This is a genomic window from Actinophytocola xinjiangensis, from assembly GCF_001921215.1.
Taxonomy (GTDB): Bacteria; Actinomycetota; Actinomycetes; order Mycobacteriales; family Pseudonocardiaceae; genus Actinophytocola; species Actinophytocola xinjiangensis.
In genome coordinates this window covers 105,829-121,156 of record NZ_MSIF01000017.1, presented here as the reverse complement: position 1 = coordinate 121,156, position 15,328 = coordinate 105,829, and the positions used below count along the sequence as shown (strand labels likewise).

At 71.2% G+C, this 15,328-nt stretch carries 12 protein-coding genes and 1 pseudogene; 12 read left to right on the top strand and 1 reads right to left on the bottom strand.

Going from position 1 to position 15,328, the window contains the following annotated elements; genetic code table 11:
- The first annotated feature begins 13 nt into the window (after positions 1–13).
- The 3 genes from BLA60_RS28735 to BLA60_RS28725 all read left to right on the top strand — a co-directional run bounded on the left by BLA60_RS28735 (position 14) and on the right by BLA60_RS28725 (position 2,789).
- On the top strand, positions 14–730 hold the full coding sequence (locus BLA60_RS28735) for a response regulator transcription factor (RefSeq protein WP_075136133.1): 717 nt from the start codon (positions 14–16) through the stop codon (positions 728–730).
- Between the two features lie 65 nt (positions 731–795).
- The gene (locus tag BLA60_RS28730) at positions 796–2,091 is read left to right on the top strand and encodes a sensor histidine kinase (RefSeq protein WP_075136221.1); all 1,296 of its coding nucleotides are present in this window, start codon (positions 796–798) and stop codon (positions 2,089–2,091) included.
- A 269-nt stretch (positions 2,092–2,360) separates the two neighbouring features.
- Positions 2,361–2,789 carry a (deoxy)nucleoside triphosphate pyrophosphohydrolase gene (locus BLA60_RS28725; protein ID WP_075136220.1) on the top strand — a complete coding sequence of 143 codons (429 nt, stop codon included), beginning with the start codon at positions 2,361–2,363 and terminating at the stop codon, positions 2,787–2,789.
- On the opposite strand, the gene trpS is transcribed toward BLA60_RS28725, so the two are convergent.
- Positions 2,786–3,766, bottom strand: a complete 981-nt coding sequence (trpS, locus tag BLA60_RS28720; protein WP_075136132.1) for a tryptophan--tRNA ligase — start codon at positions 3,764–3,766, stop codon at positions 2,786–2,788. The two genes, BLA60_RS28725 and trpS, sit on opposite strands and share 4 nt — an antisense overlap.
- 267 nt (positions 3,767–4,033) lie before the next feature.
- Between trpS and typA the strand changes: the two genes are divergently transcribed.
- The 9 genes and pseudogenes from typA to BLA60_RS28675 all read left to right on the top strand — a co-directional run bounded on the left by typA (position 4,034) and on the right by BLA60_RS28675 (position 15,313).
- Positions 4,034–5,938 (top strand): translational GTPase TypA, encoded by a 1,905-nt coding sequence (gene typA / locus BLA60_RS28715; RefSeq protein ID WP_075136131.1) that lies wholly within the window; start codon positions 4,034–4,036, stop codon positions 5,936–5,938.
- Between the two features lie 101 nt (positions 5,939–6,039).
- Positions 6,040–7,719 (top strand): ABC transporter family substrate-binding protein, encoded by a 1,680-nt coding sequence (locus BLA60_RS28710; protein ID WP_211288875.1) that lies wholly within the window; start codon positions 6,040–6,042, stop codon positions 7,717–7,719.
- A gap of 444 nt (positions 7,720–8,163) precedes the next feature.
- Positions 8,164–9,888, top strand: a complete 1,725-nt coding sequence (locus BLA60_RS28705; protein WP_075136130.1) for a peptide ABC transporter substrate-binding protein — start codon at positions 8,164–8,166, stop codon at positions 9,886–9,888.
- 77 nt (positions 9,889–9,965) lie between these two features.
- The gene (locus BLA60_RS28700; RefSeq protein ID WP_075136129.1) at positions 9,966–10,898 is read left to right on the top strand and encodes an ABC transporter permease; all 933 of its coding nucleotides are present in this window, start codon (positions 9,966–9,968) and stop codon (positions 10,896–10,898) included.
- Positions 10,899–10,908: 10 nt separating this feature from the next.
- Positions 10,909–11,886, top strand: a complete 978-nt coding sequence (locus tag BLA60_RS28695; protein WP_245812196.1) for an ABC transporter permease — start codon at positions 10,909–10,911, stop codon at positions 11,884–11,886.
- A 13-nt stretch (positions 11,887–11,899) separates the two neighbouring features.
- Complete coding sequence (locus BLA60_RS28690) at positions 11,900–12,973, top strand: ABC transporter ATP-binding protein (protein WP_075136128.1); 1,074 nt, start codon at positions 11,900–11,902, stop codon at positions 12,971–12,973.
- A pseudogene (locus BLA60_RS28685) lies at positions 12,970–14,030 on the top strand (ABC transporter ATP-binding protein). The gene BLA60_RS28690 and the pseudogene BLA60_RS28685 overlap by 4 nt, the downstream one beginning before the upstream one ends.
- 30 nt (positions 14,031–14,060) lie before the next feature.
- The gene (mshB, locus tag BLA60_RS28680) at positions 14,061–14,906 is read left to right on the top strand and encodes an N-acetyl-1-D-myo-inositol-2-amino-2-deoxy-alpha-D-glucopyranoside deacetylase (RefSeq protein ID WP_075136127.1); all 846 of its coding nucleotides are present in this window, start codon (positions 14,061–14,063) and stop codon (positions 14,904–14,906) included.
- Complete coding sequence (locus tag BLA60_RS28675) at positions 14,906–15,313, top strand: hypothetical protein (protein ID WP_154814680.1); 408 nt, start codon at positions 14,906–14,908, stop codon at positions 15,311–15,313. Before mshB ends, BLA60_RS28675 begins: the two co-directional genes overlap by 1 nt.
- Positions 15,314–15,328: the final 15 nt, after the last annotated feature.

Below are 15,328 nucleotides of genomic sequence, written 5' to 3'. Positions count from 1 at the left end.
CATGCTGGGGCGCATGAAACCGCGTGTGCTGGTGGTGGACGACGAACTCGGGGTACGCAGGGCACTACAGCGCGGGCTCGGTGCCGAGGGCATGGAGGTGGTGGTCGCCGCCGACGGGCCCAGCGCCCTGGACATCGCGCGGACCGGCGCGTTCGACGTGATCCTGCTCGACATCATGCTGCCCGGCCTGTCCGGCTACCGCGTCCTCCAGCAGCTGCGCGCCGAGGGCGTCGGCACCCCGGTGCTGCTGGTGTCGGCCAAGGACGGCGAGATCGACCAGGCCGACGGGCTGGACCTGGGCGCCGACGGGTACCTGGTCAAGCCGTTCTCGTTCGTCGTGCTGGTCGCGCAGGTGCGCGCGGTGCTGCGGCGCGGCGCCGGTGACGGGGCCGAGCGGCGGCTCAAGGTCGGTGACCTGCTGGTCGACCGGGCGATGCGCGAGGTGCGCTGGGGCGGTGCGGTGGTGGCGCTCTCGCCACGGGAGTTCGCGGTGCTGGAGGTGCTGGCCAGCCGGGCCGGCGCGGTCGTCACCAAGGACGAGCTGCTGCGCACGGTGTGGGGCGACGAGCAGGCGGCGACCCGCAACGCGGTCGAGGTGTACGTCGGCTACCTGCGGCGCAAGTTGGACGCGGCCGGCGCGGGTGGGATCGTGCGTACCGTGCGCGGACACGGCTACGTCGCCTCCAGCAAGGAACTGGACGCGGTGCTCGAACCCGGTCGCGGCCGTTGAAAGGTGGCGTCGGGCGGCTCGTGGGGCTGCTGTGGCTGCGCCGGACGCTCCGGTTCCGGATCACCATGGTCGCCACCGCGGCGACGCTGGTGGTCCTGCTGGTGCTGGCCGTGCAGACCAGCCGGCTGATCGGCCCGCTGCTGGTCAGCTCGGCCGACGAGCAGCTCAACGCCATCCTGGACGCCGCCGTGACCGACGTCCGCGAAGGCCGAACTCCCGCCGACGACGCACTGGGCGTGCGGGCCAGGGTGCTCGACACCTCGGGCGCGCCGGTCGACGGGCTGCCGGCGCCGCCGCTGGAGGCCGAGGAGATCCGCACGCTCAAGGCCGGCACGCCGGTGCTGCGGCGCTCGGCCGAACCGCCGCTGCGCTGGGTGGGCACGGTGGTCACCGGCCCCGGCGGGGTGCAGCGGCTCGTGGTCGTCGGCACCTCGCTGACCGGGTACTTCGTCGCCCAGGAGCGGGCGTTGGACTGGCTGCTGGTGGCGGCGCTGATCGGTTCGGCGGCGACCGGCACGGCGACCTGGTTCGCCGTGCTGTCCTCGCTGCGGCCGGTGGAGCGGATGCGCAGCGCCGCGTCCCGGCTGCCGGCCGGTCACCGGCTGCCGCTGCCCAGCGCGCACGACGAGCTGCGCTCGCTGGCGGCCGCGCTCAACGGCCTGCTGGCCCGCCGCGACGAGGCGTCGGACCGGCTGCGCCGGTTCACCGGCGACGCCGCCCACGAGCTGCGCTCGCCGGTGGCCTCGATCCGGGTGCAGGCCGAGGTGGCGGTCGCCAACCCGGACCCGGACTTCGCCCAGGAGGTGCTCACCGACGTCGTGCACGAGTCCGAGCGCCTGTCCACGCTGGTCGAGGGCCTGTTGACGTTGGCCCGCTCGGACGCCGGGGAGATCCCGGCGGCGCAACCGGTCGACGTGTGCCAGGCGGCGCGGGACGCGGTGACCCGCCTGGGCGACACCGGGCTGGTGGTCAACGCGAGCACGCCGCCCGCGCCGTGCTGGGTGCTGGCCGCGCCGGCCGAGGTCGACCTGGTGCTGGACAACCTGCTGCGCAACGCCGTGCGGCACGGCCGCGCGCTGGTGACGGTCTCGGTGCTGCCGCGCCCGCGTTCGGTGTGGCTGGTGGTCGACGACGACGGTCACGGGGTGGCCGCCGAGCACCGGCAGAAGGTGTTCGACCGGTTCTACCGGGTGCAGGACGACCGCGCCCGGGTCTCCGGCGGGTCGGGGCTGGGGCTGGCGCTGGTCGCCGAGGTGGTCCGCCGGCGCGGTGGCTCGGTGCGGGTGGTCGAGTCGCCGGAGGGCGGGGCGCGGTTCCAGGTGCGGTGGCGCGCCCTGGACACCGGCGGTGACAGCGGATGACGCGACATAAGGCGCTGCTGGACGCGCCGCTGCGCGCGGTGTCGGCGACGCTGACCGAACGCGAACCGTTCGGCGGCACCGGCGTGCTGGCCCCGGGCGACGAGATCTCCTTGGCACACCACCGTTTCCTGGTCGAGGACGTGGATCTGGCATGGCTGGCGCTGGTCGGCGGGGCGCGGCTGACGATCGGGCTGGCGACCACACCGGACGGTGTGCTGGTCACCGCCGAGACGTCCGCGCCGGTGCCGCTGCGCGGGATCGTGGACACCATGGCCGCGCGGGCCGCGGCCAAGGCCGGCGGTGAGGTGATCGTCGGCGCGGCGATCGTGCGGGACGGGGCGGTGCTGGCCCAGCAGCGGGCGTATCCGCCCTCGGCCGCCGGGAAGTGGGAACTGCCCGGCGGCCGGGTCGAGGACGGCGAGTCCGACCGGGACGCCCTGGTCCGCGAGTGCGTCGAGGAACTGGGCGTCCCGGTCGTGGTCGGCGAGACGGTCGGGCCGGACGTGGCGCTGCCGGGCGACCGGGTGCTGCGCGTGCACCGGGCCGCCCTCGCCACCTCCGCGCCGCAACCGCACCCGCACGACCACCAGGCGCTGCGCTGGCTCACCCCGGACCAGTTCGGCCAGGTCAGCTGGCTACCGGCCGACCGTGTCCTGCTGCCGGCACTGGGCCGGCTGCTGGGACGGCCGCTGGGCTAGCGACCCAGTCCCGCCAGCCGCAGCGCCACCTCCAGCCGTTCGGCGCCGCGCGCGGTCGCCAGCTCCGCGCCCCGGCGCCGCACCCGGTCCAGCTCGGGCTGGTCGGCCAGCAGGGCGCTGATCCGTTCCCGCACCGGGCGCAGCTCCTCGATCACCACCTCGGCCACGGTGTCCTTCAGCTCGCCGTAGGAGCTGAATCCGTCGGCGGCCTCGCGGACCGGTTTGCCGGTGCAGGCGGCCAGGATCTCCAGCAGGTTCGCCAGGCCCGGCTGCTCGTCCGGCCGGTACTCCAACCGGTCCAGGCTGTCGGTCACCGCGCGCTTCACCTTGCGGCGCAACAGGTCCGGAGCGTCCATCACGTACAGCACGCCGGCCGCGTCGCGGGCGGACTTGTCCATCTTGCGGCTCGGGTCGGCCAGGTCCCTGACCCGCGCGGCGGCCGGCGGGGTCACCGCCACCGGCACCACGAACGCCTCGCCGAACGTCCCGTTGAACCGCCGCGCCAGTGCCCGCGCCAACTCCACGTGCTGGGCCTGGTCGTCGCCGACCGGGACCTCGGCCGTGCCCTGCAGCAGGATGTCGGCGGCCATCAGCACCGGGTAGGTGAACAGGCCGACCCGGACCGGCGTCTCCGCCAGTTCCCGCGCGGCGCTCTTCTCCTTGAACTGCGTCATCCTGGCCGCCTCGCCGAACGAGCAGGTGCACTCCAGCAACCAGGTCAGCGGGCCGAGCTGGGCCAACAGGTCCGACTGGACGAACACCCGGTCCGGGTCGATCCCGGAGGCCACCAGCAGCGCCAGCAGGTCGCGGGTGCGTGACCGTAGTCGCTGCGGGTCGTAGAAGGTGGTCATCGCGTGCAGGTCGCTGACGAAGTAGAGGTCGCCGGGGCGGCCCTCGCGGGCCCAGCGCCGCACGGCGCCGAGGTAGTTGCCCAGGTGGGCGGGGCCGGACGGGGTGATCGCGGAGAGGCGGGGCATGTCAGGGCTCCTTCGGGTCGTCACCGCCCACGACCAGCCCCCGACACGACGAAGGCCGCCCGTGGGCGGCCTGTTGTCTCGCACGCGTGCGCGTCACGGCCGCCGGTCAGCGGCCCACCACTCACGGTTCGTGACGTCACACACCCCGACAGTCTAGAACCCCGTACGGTCCCGGGTCACCAGTGGCGACAGTTATCCTGGGACGCGCCGCGACCGCCATCTGCGCGCGCAACCAACGACGCCAAGCCACGAATCAGGAGCACGTGCGTGCCTGCCACCGATACCGGGGCGCCTGCGATCGCCAGGACCGACCTCCGCAACGTCGCGATCGTCGCGCACGTCGACCACGGGAAAACCACCCTCGTCGACGCCATGCTCCGCCAGTCCGGGGCCTTCTCCGCCCGTGCCGAACCGGTCGACCGGGTCATGGACTCCGGCGAGCTGGAACGGGAGAAGGGCATCACGATCCTGGCCAAGAACACCGCCGTGCGCCGGGAGACCCCCGACGGTCCGATCACGATCAACGTGATCGACACCCCGGGTCACGCCGACTTCGGCGGCGAGGTCGAGCGCGGGCTGTCCATGGTGGACGGCGTGCTGCTGCTCGTGGACGCCAGCGAGGGCCCGCTGCCGCAGACCCGTTTCGTGCTGCGCAAGACCCTGGCCGCCGGGCTGCCGGTGGTGCTGGTGGTCAACAAGGTCGACCGGGCCGACGCGCGGATCGCCGAGGTCGTCTCCGAGACCCACGACCTGCTGCTGGACCTGGCCACCGAGTTGGACCACCTGGACGCCAACATCCTGGACCTGCCGGTGGTCTACGCCTCGGCGCGGGCCGGGCGGGCCAGCCTGACCGCCCCCGCCGACGGCGGCCTGCCCGACAGCGACACCCTCGACCCGCTGTTCGACACGCTGCTCGAGCACGTCCCGCCGCCGGCCGGCGACCCGGACGCCCCGCTGCGCGCGCTGGTCACCAACCTCGACGCGTCCAGCTTCCTGGGCCGGATCGCGCTGTGCCGCATCCATGCCGGCACCATGCGCAAGGGCCAGTCGGTCGCGTGGTGCCGGGAGGACGGCTCGGTCACCACGGTGAAGGTCACCGAGCTGCTGATCACCGAGGCCCTGGAGCGGATGCCCGCCCAGCAGGCCGAGGCCGGGGACATCGTGGCGATCGCCGGGATCCCGGAGATCACCATCGGCGACACCCTCGCCGCCCCCGACGACCCGCGCCCGCTGCCCAGGATCACCGTCGACGAGCCGGCGATCTCGGTCACCATCGGCGTGAACACCTCGCCGCTGGCCGGCCGGGGCGGCGGCACGAAGCTGACCGCGCGGCTGCTGCGCAACCGGCTCGACGCCGAGCTGGTCGGCAACGTGTCGGTCCGGGTGCTGCCCACCGAGCGGCCGGACACCTGGGAGGTCCAGGGCCGGGGCGAGCTGGCGCTGGCGATCCTGGTCGAGACGATGCGCCGGGAGGGCTTCGAGCTGACCGTCGGCCGCCCCGAGGTGGTGACCCGCACGGTCGACGGGACGCTGTGCGAGCCGTTCGAGCGGCTCACCGTCGACGCCCCCGAGGAGCACCTTGGCGCGATCACCCAGCTGCTGGCCGCGCGCAAGGGCCGGCTGGAGCACATGGGCGGGCACGGCACGGGCCGGATCAAGGTCGAGTACGTGGTGCCCTCGCGCGGGCTGATCGGCTTCCGCACCGACTTCCTCACCGAGACCAGGGGCACCGGCATCGCCAACGCGATCTTCGAGGGTTACTTCCCGTGGGCCGGGGCGATCCGCGGCCGGCACTCGGGTTCGCTGGTCGCCGACCGCACCGGCTCGGTCACCAGCTACGCCATGTTGCAGCTGGCCGACCGGGGCTCGTTCTTCGTCGAGCCGGGCGCCGACGTCTACGAGGGCATGGTCGTCGGCGAGAACCCGAGGGCCGAGGACCTGGACGTCAACGTCACCCGGGAGAAGAAGCTGACCAACATGCGCTCCTCCACCGGCGACGAGCTGGAGCGCCTGGCCCGCCCGCGCAAGCTGGTGCTGGAGGAGGCACTGGAGTTCTGCGCGGTCGACGAGTGCGTCGAGGTCGCGCCGGAGGTCGTGCGGATCCGCAAGGTCATCCTGGACAGCGTCCAGCGCGCCAGGGCCCGCTCGCGGGAGAAGTCCCGGGACGCCTGAGGAACCGCGCCCGCCCCGTGCGCGTCACCTCAACGCGGGTGCGCCGTTGGGGTCTGAAAGGGTCGGGGCACACCGGTGGGACTTGGGGAGGAGGCCGGGGGGTGCGTGCACCATGGTTTCCCGCGCTGCTGGTCGTGCTCACCCTGGCCGCGTGCACCCCGGCTCCCCGGCTGGTCGACACGCCGGTGACCAGCCCGGTGCCGGAGAAGGTCGACACCGGTGAGCTGGTCGTGGGGGTCAGCAGCGTCGCCGGCGGGTACAACCCGCACCACCTCAGCGACCAGTCGGTGGTGACCACGGCGCTGGCCAACCTGGTGCTGCCCTCGGTGTTCCGGCCCGGCGCCGACGGCACGCCCCGGCTGGACGACACGCTGATGTCCTCGGCCAGCGTGACCGACTACGACCCGTACACGGTGACCTACCGGATCCGCTCGGACGCGTCCTGGTCGGACACCGCGCCGATCGCCGCCGAGGACTTCGTCTACCTGTGGCAGGAGATCATCGACTCGACGGGGGCGATCGACGCCGCCGGCTACCGGCTGATCAGCGACATCACCGCGCGCGACGCCGGCAAGGTGGTGGAGGTCGTGTTCACCGACCCCTACCCTGGCTGGCGGTCGCTGTTCACCAGCCTGCTGCCGGCGCACCTGCTCAAGGACGCCCCTGGCGGCTGGGACGGCGCGTTGCAGACCAACTTCCCGGCCACCGCCGGCCCGTACGCGGTCAAGGCGCTGGACACCGACCGGGGCGAGGTGGTGCTGGAGCGCAACGACCGGTACTGGGAGGAGCCGCCGAAGCTGGACCGGATCGTGCTGCGCCGCGCCGACAACTCCGGCATCGTCGACGCGCTGGAGGCCGGTCACGACCAGCTGGCGCTGGCCAGGCTGGACGCGGTCAGCGCCGGCGAGATCGCCCGGATCGCCCCGCCGGTGCCGGTCCAGACGGCGGCCAGGCCCAGTGTGCTGACGTTGGCGGTGCGCCCGGACCGCCCGCAGCTGACCGAACGCACGGTGCGCGCGGCGGTCATCGCCGCCCTGGACCGCGACCAGCTGGTCACGGTCGGCACGGCCGGCGGGCCGGGCGTGGAGCTGCGTTCCGATGCCCAGGTGCTGGCGCCGGCGCTGCCCGGCTACCGCGCGACCCAGCCGGCGAGCCGCCGCCACAGCCCGGCCGACGTGGTGACGCTGCTCGGCCGCTCCGGCTACACCCGCACCGCGACCGGCTGGACGCGTGAGGGCCAGCCGCTGGATCTGGTGGTCGGTGCGCCGGCCGAGCGGGAGACCGCCCAGCTGGTCGCCCGGGAGGTGGCCCGCCAGCTGGCGGCGGTGGGCATCGCGGCGCGGGTGGTCACCCCGCCGGCCGACGAGCTCTACGCCCAGCTCTCCGGTGCCCAGACCGACGGTGAGGAGCCGGTGGACGGGGACACGGTGGACCTGGCGGTGATCTCCCGGCCGGTGAACGGCGACCAGGCGACGGTGCTGGCCTCGAACTTCGGTTGCGCGCCGGCGCAGGACGGGCAGGGGCCGAGCCCGGCGAACGTGTTCGGGCTGTGTGATCCCGGGGTCCAGCCGACGATGGACGCTGCGCTCACGGGAGCACTCTCCGTAACCGACGCGTTGGCGGCGATCGAGCCTCTGCTGTGGGACACGGCGGTCGCGCTGCCGCTCTACCAGGAGTCCGAGACGCTGGCCGTCCGCCCGGAGGTATCGGGTGTCGCGGTCGGCCCCCCGCTCGTTGGTCCGTTTGCCGGCGCGGCGTCCTGGCAGCGCGCGGCCGGTTGACCGGGTGCGGCGGGCCGGTCACCGACCGGACATCGTCACGTCATCCGGACGGCCTACGCACTGAGCGTGCAACCCGCCAAAAGTAGGGCTCAACCTGCAAATAAATGCCTTGCGGTAACCGTTAGGTCGCGTGCGGCCACCAGCGTGTCACCCTTTGGTCACGATCCCTCGGGTAACCGTGACGGCGACTTCCGAAGTTCCTACCGTCCTGCAACGGCGTGTCGACGTTCCAGGCTGGACGCGTCACAAGATCAACTGACACAGGGGTTCGGACGACGTGCACCCAGGAACGACGTGTGCCTCGGCGCGAGCCGATCATGCGGCACATCGGTGCGGCGCGTCGGCCCCCACCGCGCGGTGGCGGCTGGCTCCGTGCACGATGTGTCACGACAACACAGGGAGCACACCCCCGGATCGGGGCATGCTCGCCCATGGAGGATCGACTTGAGAACGAAATCCGTTCTGCTGCGCGCGGCAGCTGGGCTGGCGGTGTCCAGTCTGGTGCTGACCGCGTGCTCTCAGCAGAGCAATACCGGAACCGACAACTCCGGCGACGGCGACGACAAGCCCACGGCCTTCGGCTACCCGGAGGTCGAGAACACCGAGATCACCGAAGGCAAGCCGGGCGGCACGTTCCGGTTGGGGATCGTCGAGCCGACCGCCATCGACCCGTACAACGCCCAGGAGTCCGAGGGCATGCTGGTCACCGAGTCCCTGTTCACGGGTCTCGCCCACACCAACCCCGACGGCACGACCGAGCCGGCGGCGGCGGAGAACTGGGAGACCAACGACGACTGCTCCGAGTGGACCTTCAACCTGAAGACCGGGAACAAGTTCCACAACGGTGAAGAGGTCACCTCGGCGTCGTTCAAGCGCGGCTGGGAGCGGACCACCGCCAAGGCCGCCGCGTCCGACGTGGCGTACCACTTCGACCAGATCGAGGGCTACGACGCCATCCAGGGCGGCTCGGCCACCACGCTGTCCGGCGTGGACGCCAGCGACCCGAAGGTCCTCAAGGTCAAGCTGTCCCAGCCGAGCTGCGAGTTCTACATGCGCACGGCGCACACCGCGATGAGCCCGGTTCCCACCGTGGCCGGCGCGGCGGACAACCAGGCCTACAACGACCTGCCGATCGGCAACGGCCCCTTCATGATGGACGGCCCGTGGCAGCACGACGCCGGCATCAAGCTCAAGCGCTACGAGGACTACACCACCGGCGACAAGGCGTACCTGGACGCCGTGGAGCTGACCATCCTCGTCGGTGACGAGACCGCGCAGCAGAAGGAGCTCGACGGTCTGAACAACGGCCAGTTCGACTGGGCCCGCGTCCCACCGAACCAGCTGAAGACGACCCGCGACAAGTACGAGCCGCAGGACGGCTGGATCTCGAAGAAGACCTTCGGTATCGACTACCTGCAGGTCGCGGTGACCAAGGCGCCGATGGACAGCGCGGACGCCCGCAAGGCCGTCTCGATGGCCATCGACCGCGCCACGATCAGCGAGGGCGTGTTCGACTCCTCGCGTGCGCCGGCCACCTCCTGGGTTCCCGGCGGTTACAAGGACGCCTACCAGCCTGGTGTCTGCGACGCCTGTGAGTACAACCCCGAAGAGGCCAAGAAGCTGGCCGAGAAGGCCGGCCTGAAGCCGGGTACCGAGATCAACTTCCAGTTCAACACCGGTGGTGGCCACGAGGAGTGGACCGCCGCGGTCAAGCAGCAGCTGGAGAAGAACCTCGGCCTGAAGGTCAACTACTCGGGCGTCGAGTTCAGCGACATGCTGGAGAACCAGAAGCAGCCCACCTCGACCGGCATCTACCGCCTGTCGTGGGGTGGCGACTACGGCACCCCGGGCAACTTCCTCCAGCCGCTGTTCGCCACCTCGGCGATCGGCACCTCCGACCCGAACGCGCCGGCCACCGGCGACAACCGCGGCCGGTACTCGAACCCCGAGTTCGACAAGCTGATCGAGGAGGCCGCCGCGTCCAAGGACGAGGCGGAGCGCAACGAGCTGTACAAGAAGGCCGAGAAGATCGCGATCGGTGACGACCTCGCCAACATCCCGATGTTCGAGCGCCAGCAGTTCCGCGCGTACGACAGCTCGAAGTGGGGCAACGCCGGGTTCATGGACTTCCACGAGAACCCGCCGCTCGACGTCATCTTCCAGAAGTAGTCAACGCGTAAACCGGTGGTCGGCGGCCTCGCACGACGAGGCCGCCGACCACACCTACGAGAGAGGTCGAAGCGGCCGTGGCGAAGTTCATCACCCGCAGGCTCGCCCACGCCGTCCTGGTCATCATCGCGGCCACCTTCCTGATCTACCTCGGGCTGTTCACCCTGGGTGATCCGTTCGCCTCCAGCGGCGAGAAGACGGTCCCACCGGAGATCCAGGAGGCGCTGCGCGCGAAGTTCGGCATGGATCAGCCGTTCTTCATGCAGTACCTGACTTACCTGCAGAACATGTTCACGTTCGACTTCGGCATCGACTTCGAACAGCGCCGCGACGTGGCCGACATGCTCGCGACGGCGGTCCCGGCGACCGCGCGGCTGGCCCTGTTCGCGATCATCATCGAGGTGATCATCGGTCTGACCGCCGGCATCATCGCCGCGGTCGCCCCGTACACCTTCCGCGACGTGTTCATCACGATCATCACCACCCTCGGCATCGGCATCCCGGTCTTCGTGATCGGCATCGGACTTCGCGCGTGGCTGTCCGGCGAGTGGATCTTCCCGGCCGTACCGCGCAGCTTCACCGTCGAGACACCGTGGTGGCAGGAGATCATCCTGCCGGCGTTGACCCTGGCGATCCTGGACGCGGCGTTCATCGCCCGTCTGATGCGCGGGTCGATGCTGGAGGTCCTGCGGGCCGACTTCATCCGCACCGCCCGCGCCAAGGGCATCTCCGAGCGCAAGGTCATCGGCAAGCACGCCTTCCGCAACTCGATCATCCCGGTGGTCACCTACACCGGCGTCAGCCTCGGCGTGCTGCTGGGCGGGGCGCTGATCACCGAACGGATCTTCGAGTACCAGGGCCTGGGCTACCTGCTGGTCCGGGCGATCAGCCAGCACAACAACCCCGTCATCGTGCCGATCGTGGTCTTCGCGGTGGTCGTGTTCGTGCTGCTCTCGACGCTGGTCGACATTCTCTACGCGTACCTTGACCCGCGGATCAGGCTGCACTGAGGAGCATCCCGTGACGACACCACCCCAGAGCGGGCGCGAGCCGGACACCCACGTCCCGGCCGAGGCACTGATGACGCGGTTCGAGGCGCCGGACCCGGACAGCACCGAGACCGGGCCGAAAAACGGCCGCAGGAAGAACGGCTCGACCGGCCAGTTCAAGGAGATCTGGCGCCGGTACAAGCGCAACAAGCTCGCCGTCGTCGGCCTCGCGCTGGTCATCTTCCTGATGGTGCTGGCGATCCTGCAGCCGTGGATCACGCCGTTCGACCCCATGGAACAGAACCCGATCAACTCGCGGAACCCACCGTCGGCCCGGCACTGGTTCGGCACCGACATCCTGGGCCGCGACATGTTCTCCGGGATCGTCTACGGCACCCGGCTGGCGATGATCGTCGGCTGGAGCGTGATGATCCTGTCGCTGGTGGTCGGGCTGGCGCTCGGCGCGATCGCCGGGTTCCGCGGCAAGGCGACCGACTCGATCATCATGCGGATCACCGACATCGTGCTGGCCTTCCCGGCCCTGATCGGTGCCATCCTGGTCGTGCAGATCTTCGGCAACGGCATCCCCCAGGTGATCATCGCGCTGGTGATCCTGAGCTGGCCGACGGCCGCGCGGCTGATGCGCGGCTCGACGCTGTCGCTGCGCGAGTCGGAGTACGTCGAGGCGGCCAGGTCCATCGGCGCGTCCGACACCCGGATCGTGACCAGGCACATCCTGCCCAACGCCATCGGCCCGACGCTGATCTACTCGTTCAGCCACATCGGTGTGGCGATCGTGGCGATGGCCTCGCTGGCGTTCCTCGGGATCGGCGTGCCGGCCGACATCCCCGAATGGGGGACGATGATCGCCAAGGCCGTTCCGTCGCTCAACGTCGAGGGCGAAGCGCACATGTGGATGTTCCCCAGCCTCGCGATCGTGATCACCACGCTGGCGTTCGCGTTCGTCGCCGACGGCCTGCGCGATTCGATCGACCCGAAACTTCGGTAAGGAGTCACCGCGCATGGCGCGCAACGAAAGCACAACCGACTTCGACCTCGGGGACGGTCCGGCGGCGCCGCTGCTCGAGGTCGACGACCTGCGGGTGCACTTCACGACCGACGGTGGCCTGGTCAAGGCGGTCGACGGCGTCAGCTGGTACGTCGACGAGGGCGAGACGCTGGCCATCGTCGGCGAGTCGGGCTCTGGCAAGTCGGTGTCGGCGATGAGCATCCTCGGCCTGGTGCCCAGCCCCCCGGCGGTCTTCCCGTCCGGCGACATCCGGCTGCGCGGCCGGTCGATCCTGGCGCTGCCGGAGAAGCAGCAGCGCAAGCTGCGCGGCAGCGAGATCGCGATGATCTTCCAGGACCCGCTGACCGCGCTGAACCCGGTGTTCAAGGTCGGTGACCAGATCGCCGAGATGGTCACCAACCACCAGCACGTGAGCAAGACGGTCGCCCGGCGCAAGGTCCTTGACCTGCTCGGCGAGGTCGGCATCCCGAACCCGGGCGTGCGGATCAACCAGTACCCGCACGAGTTCTCCGGCGGTATGCGCCAGCGCGCGATGATCGCGATGGCGCTGGCCAACGACCCGAAGGTGCTGCTGGCCGACGAGCCGACGACCGCGCTGGACGTGACCATCCAGGCGCAGATCATGCTGCTGCTGGAGAAGCTCCAGGAGGAGCGCAACACCGCGATCGTGCTGATCACCCACGACCTCGGGCTGGTCGCCAGCCACGCCGACCGGATCAACGTCATGTACGCGGGGCGGATCGTCGAGTCCGGCAGTTGCGACGACGTGTTCTACCGCCCGCAGCACGCCTACACCTACGGCCTGCTCTCCAGCCTGGCCAGGATGGACCGGAGCCGCCAGGAGCGGCTGCTGCCGATCACCGGCATGCCGCCGAGCCTGTCGAACGTGCCGCCGGGCTGCCCGTTCCACCCGCGCTGCCGCTTCGCCACCGAGGCCTGCTCGGAGGCGCTGCCGCCGCTGGACACCGTGGTGCTCCCGGAGACCGACGGGGGTGGCCTCCACCGGGCCGCGTGCATCCACAGCGACCAGGTCCAGATCGCGTTCGAGGAAAGGCTTGCGCAATGAGTTCCCCCAGTTCGCGGAATGCTGGTGGCGGGGCGGCGGTGGCGCAGGCGCCGGTGCTCGAGGTGACCGACCTGGTCAAGCACTTCCCGATCCGGGGAGGGCTGGTCGGGCGCCGGCCGACCGGGTTCGTCCAGGCCGTCAACGGGGTCTCGGTGAACGTGAACCGGGGCCAGACGGTGGCGCTGGTCGGCGAGTCCGGCTGCGGCAAGTCGACCACCGCGCGGGCCATCCTGCGGCTGATCGAGCCCACCAGCGGCTCGGTGCGCCTGGACGGGGTGGACGTGCTGTCGCTGGGCCCCAAGGAGCTGCGCAAGGCACGCCGGGACATGCAGATCGTGTTCCAGGACCCGTACGCCTCGCTCAACCCCCGGATGAAGATCCGCCAGGCGCTGACCGAGAAGTACGAGCTGCTCGGCGCCGAGGTGACCTCGCGCACGATCCCGGACCTGCTGGACACGGTCGGCCTGGCCGACGAGTACGCCGACCGCTACCCGCACGAGTTCTCCGGCGGGCAGCGCCAGCGCATCGGCATCGCCAGGGCGATCGCGATGAACCCAAGTTCATCGTGCTCGACGAGCCGGTCTCGGCGCTGGACGTGTCGATCCAGGCGCAGATCATCAACCTGCTGGAGGACCTGCAGGACGAGCTGGGCCTGACCTACCTGTTCATCGCCCACGACCTGTCGGTGGTGCGCCACATCGCCGACCGGGTCGCGGTGATGTACCTGGGCAACGTGGTGGAGATCGCCGACCGCGACGAGCTGTTCGACAACCCGCACCACCCCTACACCCAGGCGCTGATCTCGGCGGTGCCGATCCCGGACCCGAAGGTGGAGCGCCAGCGTCAGCGGATCGTGTTGCGCGGCGACGTGCCGAACCCGGCCAACCCGCCGTCGGGCTGCCGGTTCCGGACCCGCTGCTGGAAGTTCGAGCAGCTCTCGGAGAGCGACGCGCTGCGCTGTGTGGAGGAGCCGCCGCCGCTGATCGACGTGGCCGGTGTCCCGACCCACCAGGCGTCGTGTCACTATGCGGCACCGCGTGAAGTGGTGCGCGCCTGACCGACTCCGTAGGGACTGGACCTTCTACTCATGACACTGTCGGCCGCTCCGAGACTGCTGCTCGTCCACGCCCACCCGGACGACGAGAGCCTGTGGACCGGGGGGACCATCGCCCGCTACGCCGCCGCCGGCGTGCAGGTCACGCTGGTGACCTGCACGTTGGGCGAGGAGGGCGAGATCATCCCCGAGGCGCTGCGCGGTCTGGCCGTCGACCAGGCCGACCAGCTCGGCGGCTACCGGGTCGGTGAGCTGCGTTCGGCCTGCGCCGCGCTGGGCGTGTCCGACCACCGCTGGCTGGGCGGGCCTGGCCGCTGGCGCGACTCCGGCATGGCCGGGGTGGCGGCCAACGCCCACCCGCGCGCGTTCGCCGGCGGCGACCCCGGTGAGCAGGTCGCCGCGCTGGCCGCCGTGCTGGCCGAGGTCCGCCCGCAGGTCGTGGTCACCTACGGCCCCGACGGCGGCTACGGCCACCCCGACCACGTGCGCGCGCACACGATCACCACGGCCGCCTGTGCGGCGACCGGCGGGGTCGACCGGGTGTTCCACGCGGTGACCTCGCGGCGGGCCACCGAGGAGGGCCTGGCCGCGCTGGCCGGGGTCGACGACCTGCCGTTCACCCTGCCGCCGATCGAGGACCTGGCGGTCGTGGACGACGCGCTGATCACCACCCGGGTGGGGGTCACCGAGGTCGTCCCGGCCAAGCTGGCGGCGCTGCGCGCGCACTCGACGCAGGTCAGCGTGTGGGAGTCGGCGCAGGGGGCGCGCTGCTACGCGCTGTCCGACGGCCGCGCCCAGCCCATCCCGGCCGCGGAGTGCTACGTGCTCGCCGACGGCGACCCGACCGGCGCGGACACGGACCTGTTCGGCGGGCTGTGATGGCCTCCCGGGTGCTGACGCCGAGGGACTGGCTGGTGCTGGCGGTGCTGTGCCTGGACGCGGTCGTGCTCGGGGTGGTGCAGCTGATGTTCCTGCCGCTGTCGTTCGACGGGTACCTGCTGCCCAACCTGGGTGGCTTCCCGCTGCCGCTGATGGCGCTGCTGGCGGCGGTGACCACGCCGTGGCTGGTCTCAGTGGCTGGGAGCCTGTCCGACCGGCTGGCGGTCGCGCTGGCCCCGCTGGCAGCGTGGATCCTGACGATCGCCGTCGTGGGCATGTTCGGACCCGGTGGGGACGTGCTGCTGACGGCGGACGTGCGCTCGCTGGTGCTGTTCGCGTGTGGGGCGCTGCCCTCGGCGATCGTGCTGGGCAGGGTGCTCGCGAACTCGATCACGGCACCACGCTGACAGTGCTCGGGAACC

Bases quoted from the DNA above. Each gene is read 5' to 3' on its own strand.
- BLA60_RS28690 (WP_075136128.1), top strand. From the start codon at position 11,900: ATGGCGCGCAACGAAAGCACAACCGACTTCGACCTCGGGGACGGTCCG.
- BLA60_RS28730 (WP_075136221.1), top strand. From the start codon at position 796: ATGGTCGCCACCGCGGCGACGCTGGTGGTCCTGCTGGTGCTGGCCGTG.
- BLA60_RS28735 (WP_075136133.1), top strand. From the start codon at position 14: ATGAAACCGCGTGTGCTGGTGGTGGACGACGAACTCGGGGTACGCAGG.
- BLA60_RS28675 (WP_154814680.1), top strand. From the start codon at position 14,906: ATGGCCTCCCGGGTGCTGACGCCGAGGGACTGGCTGGTGCTGGCGGTG.
- mshB (WP_075136127.1), top strand. From the start codon at position 14,061: ATGACACTGTCGGCCGCTCCGAGACTGCTGCTCGTCCACGCCCACCCG.
- BLA60_RS28725 (WP_075136220.1), top strand. From the start codon at position 2,361: ATGGCCGCGCGGGCCGCGGCCAAGGCCGGCGGTGAGGTGATCGTCGGC.
- trpS (WP_075136132.1), bottom strand. From the start codon at position 3,766: ATGCCCCGCCTCTCCGCGATCACCCCGTCCGGCCCCGCCCACCTGGGC.